Genomic DNA, 12479 nt, shown 5'->3' with positions numbered 1-12479 from the left:
TGCTTATTCTGTCTTCACTGCCTTTACCGCCACATTTTTGGCATCTGCCTGTTCACCAGGATATACGGTCACATCCAGATTTCCTCCCTCAGGCAGAATCATCATAGTCTGCGGATTCATTCCCTTTTCCCGAATCAGATCCAGGTCAGCGGCAATAAGCTTATCGCCCTTCTTCACCTTATCACCCTGGGACACAAATGCCTCAAACCCCTGCCCGTCCAGCTGTACCGTATTGATTCCGATATGGATGAGCACCTCCACACCTGTCTCAGATGTGATTCCCACCGCATGCTTTGTGGGAAACAGCAGGCTTATGGTACCGTCGCACGGCGCACATACCATGCCCTCCGCGGGATTGATGGCCACGCCGCTCCCCAGGGCCTTGGATGCAAACACCTCATCTGCGGACTGCCCCACATCCAGGATCTGGCCTTTCATGGGAACGTAAAGCTGGGTGACGATTTCCCGTGGCATTTCCATTTCCGAAGCCTCTTCTATTTCCCCGGCCCTGCTTCCCGTCCTTTTCTCCGTTCCGTCCTGCTGGTCAAGAGCAAACCTTTTCCAGAACACCATGGTAAGGGCAAAGGAAACGCCCATGGACAAAATGATTCCAATGGCAAAATTCATATAGTGGTCAGGCTTCATGGAGATAAAGCCCGGAAGTCCTGCTGCGCCCAATGCCTGCGCCAGTGTCTTGGTGGCCGCCAGATAGGCGCTTCCTGCCGCCGAACCAGCCATGGCTGCGTAAAATGGATACTTCAGTTTCAGTGTCACACCGAACATGGCTGGTTCCGTAATTCCCAACAGGGCAGAAATGCCGGACGCGGAGCAGATGGATTTCATCTTGTCATTCTTTGTCATGAGAAGCACTGCCAGGACCGCGGCGCCCTGGGCCACATTATTCATGCTTGCAGTTGAAAAAATGAAGCTGCCGCCTGTATGGGCGCTGTCAGCCAGCAGCTGTGTCTCAATGGCAATAAAGCTGTGGTGCATGCCGGTCATGGTAATAGGAGCGTATGCAAATCCAAAGAGAGCTCCGCCCACAGGCCCCAATGTATTGTACAGCCATGTGATGCCTGCGGCCAGCAGATTACCGGCTTCCCGCAGCACAGGTCCCACAAAGATAAAGGTCAGGAAAGAGGTCACCAGGATGGATAAAAGGGGTGTTGTCAGGTTATCCAGCCAGGATGGCGTTACCTTACGAAGCCGTTTTTCAATATTGGCAAGAATCCATGAAACAGCCAGAACAGGAAGGACTGTTCCCTGATATCCGATGGCGGCTATCTGAAAACCAAAGATGTCCCAAACAGGAGGCTGTGCCAGTCCAATCTGATATGCGTTCAGCAAATCGGGATGAACCATAATCATGCCCATGGCCGCGCCTAAAAACGCATTTCCTCCAAACTTCCTGGTTGCGCTGAAGCCGATGAGTACCGGCAGAAAGGTAAAGGGCGCGTTTGCAAAGGTATTGATGGCCGAAGCCAGCCCCTGCCACATGGGGTACAGCGCAATAATGGACCGCCCGTTTATAAGCGGTGAAGTCAGCAGGTTGTTAAGGCCCATGAGAAGACCGCCTGCCACAATGGCGGGAATGATTGGCACGAAAATGTCACTGAGCATTTTAATGAAACGCTGGACCACATTTCCCTTTCCCTCTTCTTTTTCCTCCGGCTTTTCCTCCAATGTTCCCAGCTGTTTCTGCACTTCATCGCAGACCATGTTCACAATACCGGAACCAAATATAATCTGGAACTGGGATTGTGTGAGAAACACTCCTTTTACCCCCTCCAGGTCGCTGATTGCCTCTTCGTTCCGCAGCCCGTTGTCCCTGAGCTGAAAACGAAGCCTGGTGGCACAATGGGTAACTGACTTAATGTTGTCTTTTCCGCCTACATACTTGATGACCAGACTTGCCGTCTTTGCATAATCCATCATATTCCCTTCCCCTCTTCTTACTATGTTTTCCTTCAATGTTTTGGCATCGGTTCCACACTTATATAATAGGGCATTCAATCTATAAAGTCAATATTTTATTGGTACCGATTCCATTTTTATACGTAGAATAATCCCCCTGAAATTTGTTCACTTTTCACATATCTCCATCATTTTCACCCTGAACACCAGAAAATCCCTTTATTTCTTAACGCTTCCGCCTTCAATTATCCTGTAATCCACTATCTGTTTCTTTGGCACCGGTTCCCGATGTATCATCTTAAGAATGGTTTCAGCTCCCAGATAGCCCAAACCATAGGAATCAAAACGCAGGGTGGTCAGCTCAGGCTTTAACAGGGTGCTTTCGTCATATCCGCCAAATCCTGCCACGGAAACATCCTCGGGAATCCTCAGCCCTCTCTCCCCCAAAACATGGTACGCGCCAAAAGCCAGGCGGTCCGTGGCACATATGATTGCGTCTACCGGGCCCTGATCCAGAATTTCCTCAGCCATACAAATTCCGCTGGCATAGCTGTAATCGCCGGTGGCCGTGACCACATTCTTAACGCCGCACTCTTTCAGGCCGTCCATCACGCCCTGCTTACGGTTGAGCCCCACCGCCACATCAAGGCCGGACACTCCCATGTATCCAACCCGCGCCGGAGCAGCCCTTCCCACACGGACTCCCATGGCCTTTCCCGCCCCGTAGTCATCGTGGACAATGGATATTCCCCCGTCATATTCCTGGGCCGCCACGACCACGGGCACAGGACTTTCCTGTATCAGGTTTCTGTGCGCCTCTGTTATGGTAATGGCGCTCAGTATGATGCCGTCCACCTTCAGCGTAATCAGTCTTTGGATATTCTTAAGCTCCAGGTCCACGCTGTGGTCCGAGTCCTTAATCAGCGTTTCATACCCCTGCTCCCTCAGGTAGCGCCCGATGCTGGTCACCACCCGGCTGGACACCTTGGAATTAAGGGTGGGAAGGACCACTCCAATCACATTGCTTTCCTTGGCCTTTAACCTGGCAAATGTATTGGGCTCATAATTATACTCCCTTATGATTTCCTGAATTCTTTCCCTGGTGGATTCCTTTACACTGCCTCCATTAAAATATCTGGACACCGTACTCTTGGTAACCCCTGCCATATTTGCAATATCATCCATGGTAATCTTTCTTGATGACATATCCATCCCTTCACTTTCATTCGCTGTGCGTTGGTTTGCTGTATGCTCAATAACCGTGTGGCCGGCTGCGCATCGTATGCCGGCTGTACGTGGGATACAACAGACGCAGACTCCCAGTATGCCCTGTAAAACAGGCATGTTGACAGCTGCGTCCGCCTCCCTGCTATCTCTTATTCATTAGTATATCAAAACCTCGGCATTCTGTCCTCCATTATTGTAAAATTACCGCGGCCTGTTTTCATACCAATCCTTTAGATAATCTGACTTCCGAAGGGCATCAAAGCCAGTTTGGCCAGCTTGAACTGCTGTAACCCAAAAGGTATGCCCACGATAGTAATGCAAAGCAGTACCCCGATGATAGCTGACTCAATGGCCAGGGGCAAACCGGAAACCAGCAGCCAGATAATATTAAGGAGCAGGGAGCCCGCTCCCCCGCCGTAGACCACTTCCTTTCCAAAGGGAAAGAAACTCAGGCCCGCAAATTTAAAGCATTGTAGCCCTACCGGTATACCTATGATAGTTATGCACCACAGGCAGCCTGTCAGCAGCCAGGACAGGCCGCTTATACATCCGCCGAATATAAACCATAATACATTTCCAAGACATCCCATATATCTTACCTCCCTTCCCGCTCTGCTTCCAGTGTCTGCCTCATCTCCTGGAGCCGTTTCCGAATACAGCCTACCTGCCGTCTGGCTTCCCTGACCTGATTCAGGGCATCCCCTATTTTGGACTGCACCATCCAGTCAGCTATGACTCCGTCAAAGAAGTAATCGGCAAAAGTCAGAAAGCTTCCCACATCCATCTTTAAATCCCCGGTCAGATTTACATCCAGCAATTCTTTCTTTAACCTGCGCAGATGTCCCCTTGCCTCATTCATGGCTGCCTGGGCTTCATCCATCCGGTTATGCTTAAACATGGTACTAAAGAATCCTCCGCCCAGCATATCCCAGATTCCCCAGCTGCTTGCCTTCTGCAGCTGTTCTTCCGCCTTTTGCAGGCTCATGGATGCCATATCCGCTGCCATCAATGCCTCATTGATTTCCTGTTGTCTGCTTTTTCTCTCCATCCTGTTCTCCTTTCTGCGATAAACAATACCTTGCTGTTGTGCGAGGCAGGTATTACCGCCAGCTTTGCATCAGAGAAAAAAAGACCTTTATGGTGGCTGGCTCCCTGCCACAATAAAAGTCTTGCACATTTCATTTTATACGGGTGCCCCTGGCACCGAGATGACGATTTAAAATCCACCTTCCGGTGGTTCGCTACTCCCTTTTATTGGAACTGATTATATCATGCTGTATATTGAATGTCAAATACGATAAGTTGAAGAATCTATTACATTTTTCTGGCAAAACAGAATTCTGAACATTTTATGAAACGAATGGTAAAGTAATTTATTATAATGAACCAAAAAACCGAACTCCCATGAAAGAGTCCGGTTTTTGACTGATACAATGGAGCATACGGGATTCGAACCCGTGACCTCCACACTGCCAGTGTGGCGCGCTCCCAGCTGCGCTAATGCCCCAGCACTCGTAGATAATACCATAAATCCAGACGAAAATCAAGTACTATTTTTCCAATTATTCATACTTTTTGAAAATAGAGAGATTCGTAAATAAAAAGTCAACTTTCTCCCTTTTATTCCTTAAGGAATTTTATTCTTAATTTAGCTCCTGCTCAAACTTTTGTCACAATTTCCTTGTATACTCTTTTTCATAACAAGGAATTACTCCTTTTGATATAGATTTCTCTCATACTTAGCCGGCACGATTCCTTCGTGCCGGCTCCTCTCATATTCAGGCGCCCTCTATTTTCCTGCCTGTTTTACCCGAAACACCCAAAAGATACTTTATTCACCTTATTATCCCCTCGTTATTGACATTTTCACACATTCCTACCGACAGCATATTATACGTTAGAAGCCAGACAAGCTTCTATATAAATCAGAAAAGGATGTGTATTTATATGGCTTATCCAAAAGTTCATATCGTCAACTCAACTAATTTCAGCGTAAAGGGAAAAGTGAAGTACGCCTCTGCCTTTTGTTCTGATGACAATTATGAGATAGCTCCATGGGAAAGCTGGACCGCCGGCAGCCGCGGAGTCTGCCTCCTTACAGAAGTATCCGCCACTGTCCACACTCCGGGCCATGATACCAAGGCAACTCCCTATGAATCCTCAGGAACATCCTACAGTCAGTTTGCCGTACTTCAAACAGAACCCGGAAAATTCACGATGACCCGTATCGTGACCTAACCCAAATGCCAGTGCGGCTTATGCCGTGCTGGCATCTGATATTCTGCCGCATCAAGCTTGCCGTACCTGATATCTCCATCCATCGGTATCCTGTCTTCAGCGCCATTCCATCTGCCATCAATAACAGTAGCTGTGATATCTGGTCCTCAGATATTCTCCCTTGCCCTGTCTGCCGCCTGACTGCCAGACCACATTTCCCGGCAGGATGCTTCCATTTTCCAGAAGCCACTTCGCATTGGCCCAATTGCTTGCTGTGGGTTCACGATAGTAATTCCCGTCCCTGGTGCAGGAATACTGCCCCGGTGCAAATACCACGCCTTTGATGGTGTTGGGAAACTGGCCGTGATTCACCCTGTTTAATACCACGGAACCTACCAGCAGCTGCTCATCATCCGGACAGTTCTGTGCCTCACCACAGATTACATGAGCCAGTATATAAAGGTCCTCTTCCGAATAGGAAGGACGCCGTATCTCAATACCGGAGAGACATTTTGTTTCTATATATGCATGTCCGGCCTCTGTTGTTATCATTGACCAATCGCCGTATTCGCCCAAAACCTCAAAGGAGGTATTCAAAAATGCCTGGTCCAAAACCACTGCCTCTGTGCTGGGCTCCTGATAAATATTGATTCCATCCTGGTTAGCAAACTTAATTGTCTTATGGGCCGCGTCCTGAAGAGCGGTTTTGAATCCACTCACCACGCTTTTTGCGGCGAGCACCATATCTGTCCCGTTTTCTTCTGCCTGCACGGTCATTGGCACTGCCAGTGATATGGTCAGGGCCATGGCTCCCAATATAACGATTCGTTTCATATCTACTCCTTAAAATGTTTGAACTGCCTGGGCAGGATACTCGCCACCTGCCCATGGTATTTGTTCTCTATTATATTCTGTCCCAAAATTAGCAATCCAAACATATTTAAGGTAATTAATGGCAAAAAAAAGCCGCCACAAAGTGACGGCCCAAATGCTCATCCGTTCTTAAGAAATCATATTCACGGGTCTGCAACCTTTCTTTTATTTGTCCTAAGGTCATGCAATTCTCCTTTTTCAGTATCATTTATGCCATTATAGCAGGACTGGTGAATGAAAGCAAACCAATTAGGGGCTGTGGACAAAAGATAGGTACAGATAAATGCAGACAGATGTGAAATAATGAAAATGTGATCATGACTAAAAGTGAAACGAGTACCCGCACCTGCACTCAATCTCTCCTGTATTGTAAATCTCGCCTTTCAAGCGCTTTATATGCGCCTTCCTTCCACATAGGGGACATACAAAATCCGCCTCCCCATATCCGTCGGTACCCTGCAATGCCTGCAGGGACGCCCTTATGAAGCAATATAGATTTTCAATGGTCATCTCCTGTTCCAGGTTGACCCCGCAACAATCTTCCATTTGTATACCTCCTGCCTTTTTTTATCATGATGCCGGGTATTGCTTGATTCAAATTCTCCTCTGTGGCAGGTCCCGGTCTGGGGCGGATTACCATATCCGGTGTATGCCTCCAAAAGCCAGTCCTTTGAGATACCCTCTTTGAAAATACCACTATGAAAATGCCTGCCGCAAACCTGACGGCAACAGTATACGCTCCTTTGAAAAATCCAGGAAGGATACGCTGTAAAATCCATCCTCTTCCTCGTCCGCGGCCTGGGCCTTATGCCAGATATCCAGCGCTTTTTGAACCGTTATCTCCACATCATGGTAATAATAGAGGTTAGCGCTGGTATGGGCCACAACGTCCGCAATCAAAAGCCTGGCATCCTGGTTCTCAAATAAAACTTCATTCAGATTGTCCTTTGTGATTTTCATATGGCTGCCTCCTGTATTTTATAGATTCTGTTTAACGGTTGCTGTTTAACGGTTTTCCCATCTTAGGTCCCCGGCAAAGAACATATGTTCTTTTATGTTTTCATAATACCACAAACGTACGTTTGTGTCAAGACAGAAAACAGCTCCCGGCACTTACAGACAGTAACCTGCAGGCAGTCATAAATCATGGCAATACGCGTCCCCTTTTCCTGCTGACATACAGGAATGTCCCGGTTAAACCATGAATCACTCATACATGGCCAACCTTGCACATATATTGTAAAAACATATCATATGAGGCTTTTATGCAAACCATAACCCAGCATATCCTGACAGACCAGATGGATTACCAGAATTCCGTTGTACTCAACTGCCAGATCCGTTACCCGCAATTTAATAATGCTTCCTGCAATCAGGAAGCTCTTCAGACCATAAACCAATATTATGTCACACAGGCAAGCGAAAAAGGACGGTACTGCCGGACTGTATTGTATCCCCAGGCAGCCGAAGAGGCAAATTACAGCCGTGACCGCAGCTTTCCATTTTTTCCGTATGAATTCAATGTAAGCTACGTGGTAACTTATAGCCGGGACTGTATTTTCAGTCTCTTTTCGGAACAGTATACCTTTACAGGCGGAGCTCACGGCTCCACGCTGCGGACATCTGAGACCTGGGATGCCGAATCCGGCAGACAAATGACGCTAAATGACTTTTATTCGGATAATCCTTCTTATATCCATGATATCCAGAATTGGATCCAGCTTGAGATTGCGGAGAGACTGAAAGCCAATCCCGGTACCTATTTTGACAATTATCCCCAGCTCCTGCGCAATTCCTTCCATCCGGAAAATTTTTATATGACGCCAGAGGGAATTGTCATTTATTACCAGCAGTATGATATTGCCCCTTATTCCAGCGGCATACCGGAATTCCTGCTGCCTTTTGACGCAAATGTATCTGAATCCTGAGTATCTGAATCCTGACAGCCAAACGAGCGTTTCCGGCCTTCCGGCAGCCTCCCGGAGGCCATAGCAGGGAAGCCATGGCAGTTCCTTCTGCCCGTTGCCTAACCCGGTCTGTGATGCTATAATTACATGGCAGAGGGACGGACACGTCCCCAAATCACAATACAGGAGGAACTGCCATGAATTTCACATATAATCCAAATCAGATTGCCCTTTACGATGAACAGGACAAACTGCTGGCTGAAGTAACATTTCCAGATACTGCGGATGGCGCCGTAGATATTGACCACACCTTTGTGGATGATTCCCTTCAGGGTCAGGGAATCGCGGGCAAACTGATGGAAGCCCTGGCAGGGCATCTGCGTGCCCAGGGCAAGAAGGCTGTTTTGACCTGTTCCTATGCCGTCAGATGGTTTGAAAAGCATCCGGAGTATCATGATTTAATCAAATAGTCTCTGAGCTATAAAACAGCCACTCATGGATGCGGCACTGTAAAACAGGATCTGTTAATTCCGGGAAACGGCACAGCTTCGGCTCTGCCGTTTTTCTCTGTCCGCCTCAGAAAAGAACATATCAGCGGGCCTGGCAAAGGTTCCAAACTCACCGTACAGCGCCTGACAGATGACCAGAGGTTCTCCTGTCCTGTATCATTATCCTGTGTCCATTTCTATATAAACCATGTGATTCCCAAAGCTTATCTCTCCTTACCGGAGCCTCTTGTCAAATCATAGCTTTCACCTATCATCCTTTTGATATCCTTATCCGGAACGCTTCCATCCAGAACCACCGTATTCCAGTGCTTCTTATTCAGATGGTACCCTGGCCGTACGCCGGAATAGGCATTGCGCCAAAATTCAATCCACTCAGGCGCGCATTTCAGGTTAATGCAGACCTGTTCCTCCCGCCGGTATATCCAGGCAAATACCCGCTTATTGCCCCGGTGACGTATGACAGTCCATTCGTGATCCCGGAAGGGATAGTCTTCATATACATCTTTATAGGTAAGACAATATGTAATCAAATCTTTCTTTGTCTTCATTCGTTCTCACTCCTTTATCAATCAGACTATGGCCGTATTCATTCTCCGCTTTATATATGCATAAACAGACAGCACATTCAGTCTCATATTCCTAGATTATATCAGATTTATTTCTATGAAACAAAACATGGAGCGTGCCGACGGAGTGTAACCTCCATCTTCACGCTTCATACCGCGGCTTTAGCTTAATACCACCTCACCATGGGCAGTTCATTGTTCACGCCCTTGCTCACCAGTATCTGATGAAGGTCAATGACCCCATTGTGGAATGCAGCTGCGCAGGAGCACAAATACAAATCCCACATGCGGACGAATTCCTCGTCGAACATGTCCTTTATCTCCTTTTCATGTTCCTTGAAATTCTTTTCCCAGCACAGCAATGTTTTGTTGTAATGGTTTCTCAGATTCTCCACATCCAAAATATGGAAGTCATGTTCTGCCATCAGGGATATGATTTCCCTGAGGCTGGGAATGACACCGCCCGGAAATATATATTTTTTAATCCAGGGATCTCCTGCGTGTTCCTTCTGGCTGCTGATGAAATGGAGAAGGAATACGCCGCCCGGATTCAACACCTTGTCCATGCAGTCCATGAACCTGCCGTAATTTTCTCTGCCGACGTGCTCCACCATGCCCACGCTGACCACACGGTCAAATTTCATGCCGCCTTTCGGCAAATCCCTGTAATCCATGAGCTGAACGTCCAGAAGGTGTTCCAGTCCTTCCTCCTCTATGCGCTTTTTAAAACCGTCATACTGCTCCGTACTCAGGGTGATGCCGGTTCCTTTGACTCCGTATTCCCTGGCCGCCCTGATTAACAGAAATCCCCAGCCGCAGCCCACATCCAGAAGGCTCATGCCCTCTTTAAGCGCCAGCTTCTTCAGAATATAATCCGTTTTATTCATCTGGGCCTCATAGAGGGTATCCTTTTCCGACTTAAAATATCCGCAGGAATAGTTCATGGTCTCGTCCAGCCACAGCTTATAAAAATCATTGCCGATATCATAGTGGGAGGACACCTCCATCTTCTGGTTTTTCCTGGAATTCGAGGGATAAAGGAGCTTCCTCAGATGCAGGCGGTTGACAGAAAATCGGTCCATCTGCCCCAGGAAATGGTCCAGGGCCTCATACAAATTCCCCTCCACCTCCAGTTTGCCCTTCATATAGGCCTCCCCCAATGCCAGGGAGGTGCTGTCCATCAGCTTCTTCACCGGTATAGTTTCCCTGATGTCAACGGCAAACATGGGATTGCCATGGCCTACCCGGTCTTCGTGGTCCTTCCATTTTACCAGAAAGGGATAATCCGTAAATCGGTTCAGAAATTGAACCATTGCCTTCTCTTCTAACATACTGGTATCACACATCCTTTCTTCCAGTATTATCCCCTTCTGGAAACAGAATATTCAATCGAGTAGGAGGAAGGCGATTATTTCGCCTTCCGACCTCTCACACCACCGTACGTACCGTTCGGTATACGGCGGTTCAATCAACTTAACATGTAACAGCCTTTTCGGCGTAGTAGTCTTCCATGGATACAAGACCAAACTTAGCTAGTCTCTCTTTACTGATACAAATGTGGAGATTCCAGCTTCTGCACACTCTGGCATATCCTTTGGCATATGAAATGCCATGTGCCGCATTTGGCGGCAGACCAAGTTTGATAAGATTCTTTTCCCTGTTCTTTGGCGTTTTCCAGTGTTTCCATATGCACATGCGCAGTCGATACCGAATCTGTCCGTCCATTTTTGCGCACAGCCTTTTCATGCTTCCGATTTTGAAATAATTTATCCACCCTCGGATAAGCCGGTTGAGTTTCCCAATTTTATAACCATTGCCCACTCCCCAGCTCCTGCTTGTATATTTCTTCATCTGCGCCTTGAACTTTGCTGCCGCTTTCGGGTGTGGTCTGGCTTTGTACCCTTTGGCAAATGAGTCATAGTAAAATCCAAACCCCAGATACTTAATGCCCTTTGGTTTATCAACCCTGCTCTTTTCCGCGTTCACTTTCAGTCCAAGCTTTTCCTCTATAAACCGAGCCACGCTCTTCATTACCCGCTCTGCCGCCTGTCTGCTCCCGACCATTATAATAAGGTCATCTGCATACCGGACGAAATCCAGCCTCCTTGCTTCCAGTTCTTTGTCCAGCTCATTTAACATGATATTTGCTAACAGCGGCGAGATATTTCCACCCTGCGGTGTGCCGACTACCGTATCTTCATACTCATCATCAATCATTACGCCGCTGACCAGAATCTTTCTTACCACCGATATGACATCTCCGTCCTTTATTGTCCGTCCGAAAATCGTCATCAGCTTGTCATGGTCTACTGTGTCAAAGAATTTCGCTAGGTCGATATCCACTATCCAGTTGTGTCCGTCATTCATCATTTCCAATGCTTTAAGGACTGCCTGCTGTGCACACCGCTTGGGTCTGAATCCATAGCTGTGGTCGTGAAACTGCTCCTCAAATATCGGGGTAAGCACCTGTGCCACCGCCTGCTGTACAAAGCGGTCTACTGCTGTTGGCACTCCAAGATTTCTTGTACCACCATCGGGTTTGGGTATCTCCACCCTGCGGACTGGCTTCGGCTTATACTTCCTCGTCCGCAACTGTTCCTTAATGTTTTCGCCGTTTTCCGAAAGATATGCGCCAAGTTCTTCAACGGTCATCCCGTCCACGCCTGCCGCTCCTTTATTCCTTACGACTTGCAGATACGCCGCATTTAGATTATCCCTGCTTAATATCTGCTCCATGAGACTGCTTGTGTCCATGCGTTGTTTCCTTTCTGCCCCTTTTGCCTTTGCCGCCTTTGAAGTCATCGACAGGCGTATGCTCCGGCTACGAAGTGGAACGTACTTCAACTGATTGATTGTTCAGCCCTTCGCTCCGTCCCCATTACAGGAACTTCCTCACTACTATGGCTTCTGCTGACTTCTCACAATTCGTTGTTACTACGGCTAATGAGACCGCCTGTGAGACCTCCCCAGTTAAGGTGCGTGTTCTTTTCCTCCATGTACCTGCCGCATTTACTCGTACTTCCGGCAACCTTTTGGACTTCAGTGCCTTTTGCCACCTTATCCGTATTTCCGAGCCTTATATGCGGTTCCTGTCCGTCAGGTCAGAGGTTTGCTTACAGCTTCTTTCAGATTCCGTCTCACGGCGGACACCCTTGCTGTTCGGCTATGTGCTTCGTTGTTGCCTACGCGCACTTGGGACTTTCACCCATTAGAAAACGCCCATGCTGGGCAAACAAAACCCCGGAGAGCCTAAGCCCTCCGGGGTC

Annotated in this window: 14 protein-coding genes and 1 tRNA gene; 3 read left to right on the top strand and 12 right to left on the bottom strand. The window is 47.8% G+C overall.

Annotated elements, in window-relative coordinates:
- Positions 1-3: 3 nt before the first annotated feature.
- From LA360_RS01415 to LA360_RS01395, 5 genes are all read right to left on the bottom strand, one after another.
- Positions 4-1935, bottom strand: coding sequence for a sucrose-specific PTS transporter subunit IIBC (locus LA360_RS01415; protein ID WP_081031231.1), 1932 nt, complete (start codon positions 1933-1935; stop codon positions 4-6).
- Positions 1936-2133: 198 nt separating this feature from the next.
- The gene (locus LA360_RS01410; RefSeq protein ID WP_057572546.1) at positions 2134-3120 is read right to left on the bottom strand and encodes a LacI family DNA-binding transcriptional regulator; all 987 of its coding nucleotides are present in this window, start codon (positions 3118-3120) and stop codon (positions 2134-2136) included.
- Positions 3121-3371: 251 nt separating this feature from the next.
- Positions 3372-3731 carry a YccF domain-containing protein gene (locus LA360_RS01405; protein ID WP_022200409.1) on the bottom strand — a complete coding sequence of 120 codons (360 nt, stop codon included), beginning with the start codon at positions 3729-3731 and terminating at the stop codon, positions 3372-3374.
- Between the two features lie 5 nt (positions 3732-3736).
- Positions 3737-4189: a hypothetical protein gene (locus LA360_RS01400; protein WP_002587761.1), complete on the bottom strand. Its 453-nt coding sequence runs from the start codon at positions 4187-4189 to the stop codon at positions 3737-3739.
- Between the two features lie 386 nt (positions 4190-4575).
- Positions 4576-4648: transfer RNA gene (locus tag LA360_RS01395), tRNA-Ala, on the bottom strand.
- Between the two features lie 440 nt (positions 4649-5088).
- Here LA360_RS01395 and LA360_RS01390 point away from each other — a divergent pair.
- Positions 5089-5379 carry a hypothetical protein gene (locus tag LA360_RS01390; RefSeq protein WP_022200411.1) on the top strand — a complete coding sequence of 97 codons (291 nt, stop codon included), beginning with the start codon at positions 5089-5091 and terminating at the stop codon, positions 5377-5379.
- A 117-nt stretch (positions 5380-5496) separates the two neighbouring features.
- Here the strand turns inward: LA360_RS01390 and LA360_RS01385 are convergent, their stop codons facing one another.
- The 3 genes from LA360_RS01385 to LA360_RS01375 form a co-directional block, all read right to left on the bottom strand.
- Positions 5497-6192 (bottom strand): cell wall hydrolase, encoded by a 696-nt coding sequence (locus tag LA360_RS01385; RefSeq protein ID WP_022200412.1) that lies wholly within the window; start codon positions 6190-6192, stop codon positions 5497-5499.
- Between the two features lie 360 nt (positions 6193-6552).
- On the bottom strand, positions 6553-6777 hold the full coding sequence (locus tag LA360_RS01380; protein WP_002587743.1) for a hypothetical protein: 225 nt from the start codon (positions 6775-6777) through the stop codon (positions 6553-6555).
- Positions 6778-6927: 150 nt separating this feature from the next.
- Positions 6928-7191: a hypothetical protein gene (locus tag LA360_RS01375; protein ID WP_002587742.1), complete on the bottom strand. Its 264-nt coding sequence runs from the start codon at positions 7189-7191 to the stop codon at positions 6928-6930.
- A gap of 305 nt (positions 7192-7496) precedes the next feature.
- On the opposite strand from LA360_RS01375, the gene LA360_RS01370 reads away from it, so the two are divergent.
- Entirely contained in the window at positions 7497-8159 is a 663-nt protein-coding gene (locus LA360_RS01370) for a DUF3298 and DUF4163 domain-containing protein (RefSeq protein WP_022200350.1), read from the top strand.
- 176 nt (positions 8160-8335) lie between these two features.
- Positions 8336-8608: a GNAT family N-acetyltransferase gene (locus LA360_RS01365; RefSeq protein WP_022200351.1), complete on the top strand. Its 273-nt coding sequence runs from the start codon at positions 8336-8338 to the stop codon at positions 8606-8608.
- Positions 8609-8662: 54 nt separating this feature from the next.
- Here the strand turns inward: LA360_RS01365 and LA360_RS31010 are convergent, their stop codons facing one another.
- The 4 genes from LA360_RS31010 to ltrA all read right to left on the bottom strand — a co-directional run bounded on the left by LA360_RS31010 (position 8663) and on the right by ltrA (position 11967).
- Positions 8663-8785 carry a DUF1653 domain-containing protein gene (locus LA360_RS31010; RefSeq protein WP_081031285.1) on the bottom strand — a complete coding sequence of 41 codons (123 nt, stop codon included), beginning with the start codon at positions 8783-8785 and terminating at the stop codon, positions 8663-8665.
- A gap of 65 nt (positions 8786-8850) precedes the next feature.
- Positions 8851-9195, bottom strand: coding sequence for an MmcQ/YjbR family DNA-binding protein (locus LA360_RS01355; RefSeq protein WP_022200352.1), 345 nt, complete (start codon positions 9193-9195; stop codon positions 8851-8853).
- Positions 9196-9380: 185 nt separating this feature from the next.
- Complete coding sequence (locus tag LA360_RS01350) at positions 9381-10544, bottom strand: cyclopropane-fatty-acyl-phospholipid synthase family protein (protein ID WP_330378607.1); 1164 nt, start codon at positions 10542-10544, stop codon at positions 9381-9383.
- A gap of 142 nt (positions 10545-10686) precedes the next feature.
- Positions 10687-11967, bottom strand: a complete 1281-nt coding sequence (ltrA, locus tag LA360_RS01345) for a group II intron reverse transcriptase/maturase (protein WP_002578445.1) — start codon at positions 11965-11967, stop codon at positions 10687-10689.
- Positions 11968-12479 lie beyond the last annotated feature (512 nt).

Origin of the sequence: Enterocloster clostridioformis (assembly GCF_020297485.1) — a bacterium.
GTDB classification, from domain to species: Bacteria; Bacillota; Clostridia; order Lachnospirales; family Lachnospiraceae; genus Enterocloster; species Enterocloster clostridioformis.
The sequence above is the reverse complement of the archived record's forward strand: the minus strand, read 5'-3'. Positions and strand labels throughout refer to the sequence as shown.

Excerpts from the sequence above, each read along its gene's own strand:
- LA360_RS01390 (WP_022200411.1), top strand. The coding sequence starts at position 5,089 with ATGGCTTATCCAAAAGTTCATATCGTCAACTCAACTAATTTCAGCGTA.
- LA360_RS01370 (WP_022200350.1), top strand. The coding sequence starts at position 7,497 with ATGCAAACCATAACCCAGCATATCCTGACAGACCAGATGGATTACCAG.
- LA360_RS01410 (WP_057572546.1), bottom strand. The coding sequence starts at position 3,120 with ATGTCATCAAGAAAGATTACCATGGATGATATTGCAAATATGGCAGGG.
- LA360_RS01375 (WP_002587742.1), bottom strand. The coding sequence starts at position 7,191 with ATGAAAATCACAAAGGACAATCTGAATGAAGTTTTATTTGAGAACCAG.
- LA360_RS01365 (WP_022200351.1), top strand. The coding sequence starts at position 8,336 with ATGAATTTCACATATAATCCAAATCAGATTGCCCTTTACGATGAACAG.
- LA360_RS01355 (WP_022200352.1), bottom strand. The coding sequence starts at position 9,195 with ATGAAGACAAAGAAAGATTTGATTACATATTGTCTTACCTATAAAGAT.
- LA360_RS01385 (WP_022200412.1), bottom strand. The coding sequence starts at position 6,192 with ATGAAACGAATCGTTATATTGGGAGCCATGGCCCTGACCATATCACTG.
- LA360_RS01380 (WP_002587743.1), bottom strand. The coding sequence starts at position 6,777 with ATGGAAGATTGTTGCGGGGTCAACCTGGAACAGGAGATGACCATTGAA.
- LA360_RS01350 (WP_330378607.1), bottom strand. The coding sequence starts at position 10,544 with ATGTTAGAAGAGAAGGCAATGGTTCAATTTCTGAACCGATTTACGGAT.
- LA360_RS01400 (WP_002587761.1), bottom strand. The coding sequence starts at position 4,189 with ATGGAGAGAAAAAGCAGACAACAGGAAATCAATGAGGCATTGATGGCA.
- LA360_RS01405 (WP_022200409.1), bottom strand. The coding sequence starts at position 3,731 with ATGGGATGTCTTGGAAATGTATTATGGTTTATATTCGGCGGATGTATA.
- LA360_RS01415 (WP_081031231.1), bottom strand. The coding sequence starts at position 1,935 with ATGATGGATTATGCAAAGACGGCAAGTCTGGTCATCAAGTATGTAGGC.
- ltrA (WP_002578445.1), bottom strand. The coding sequence starts at position 11,967 with ATGGACACAAGCAGTCTCATGGAGCAGATATTAAGCAGGGATAATCTA.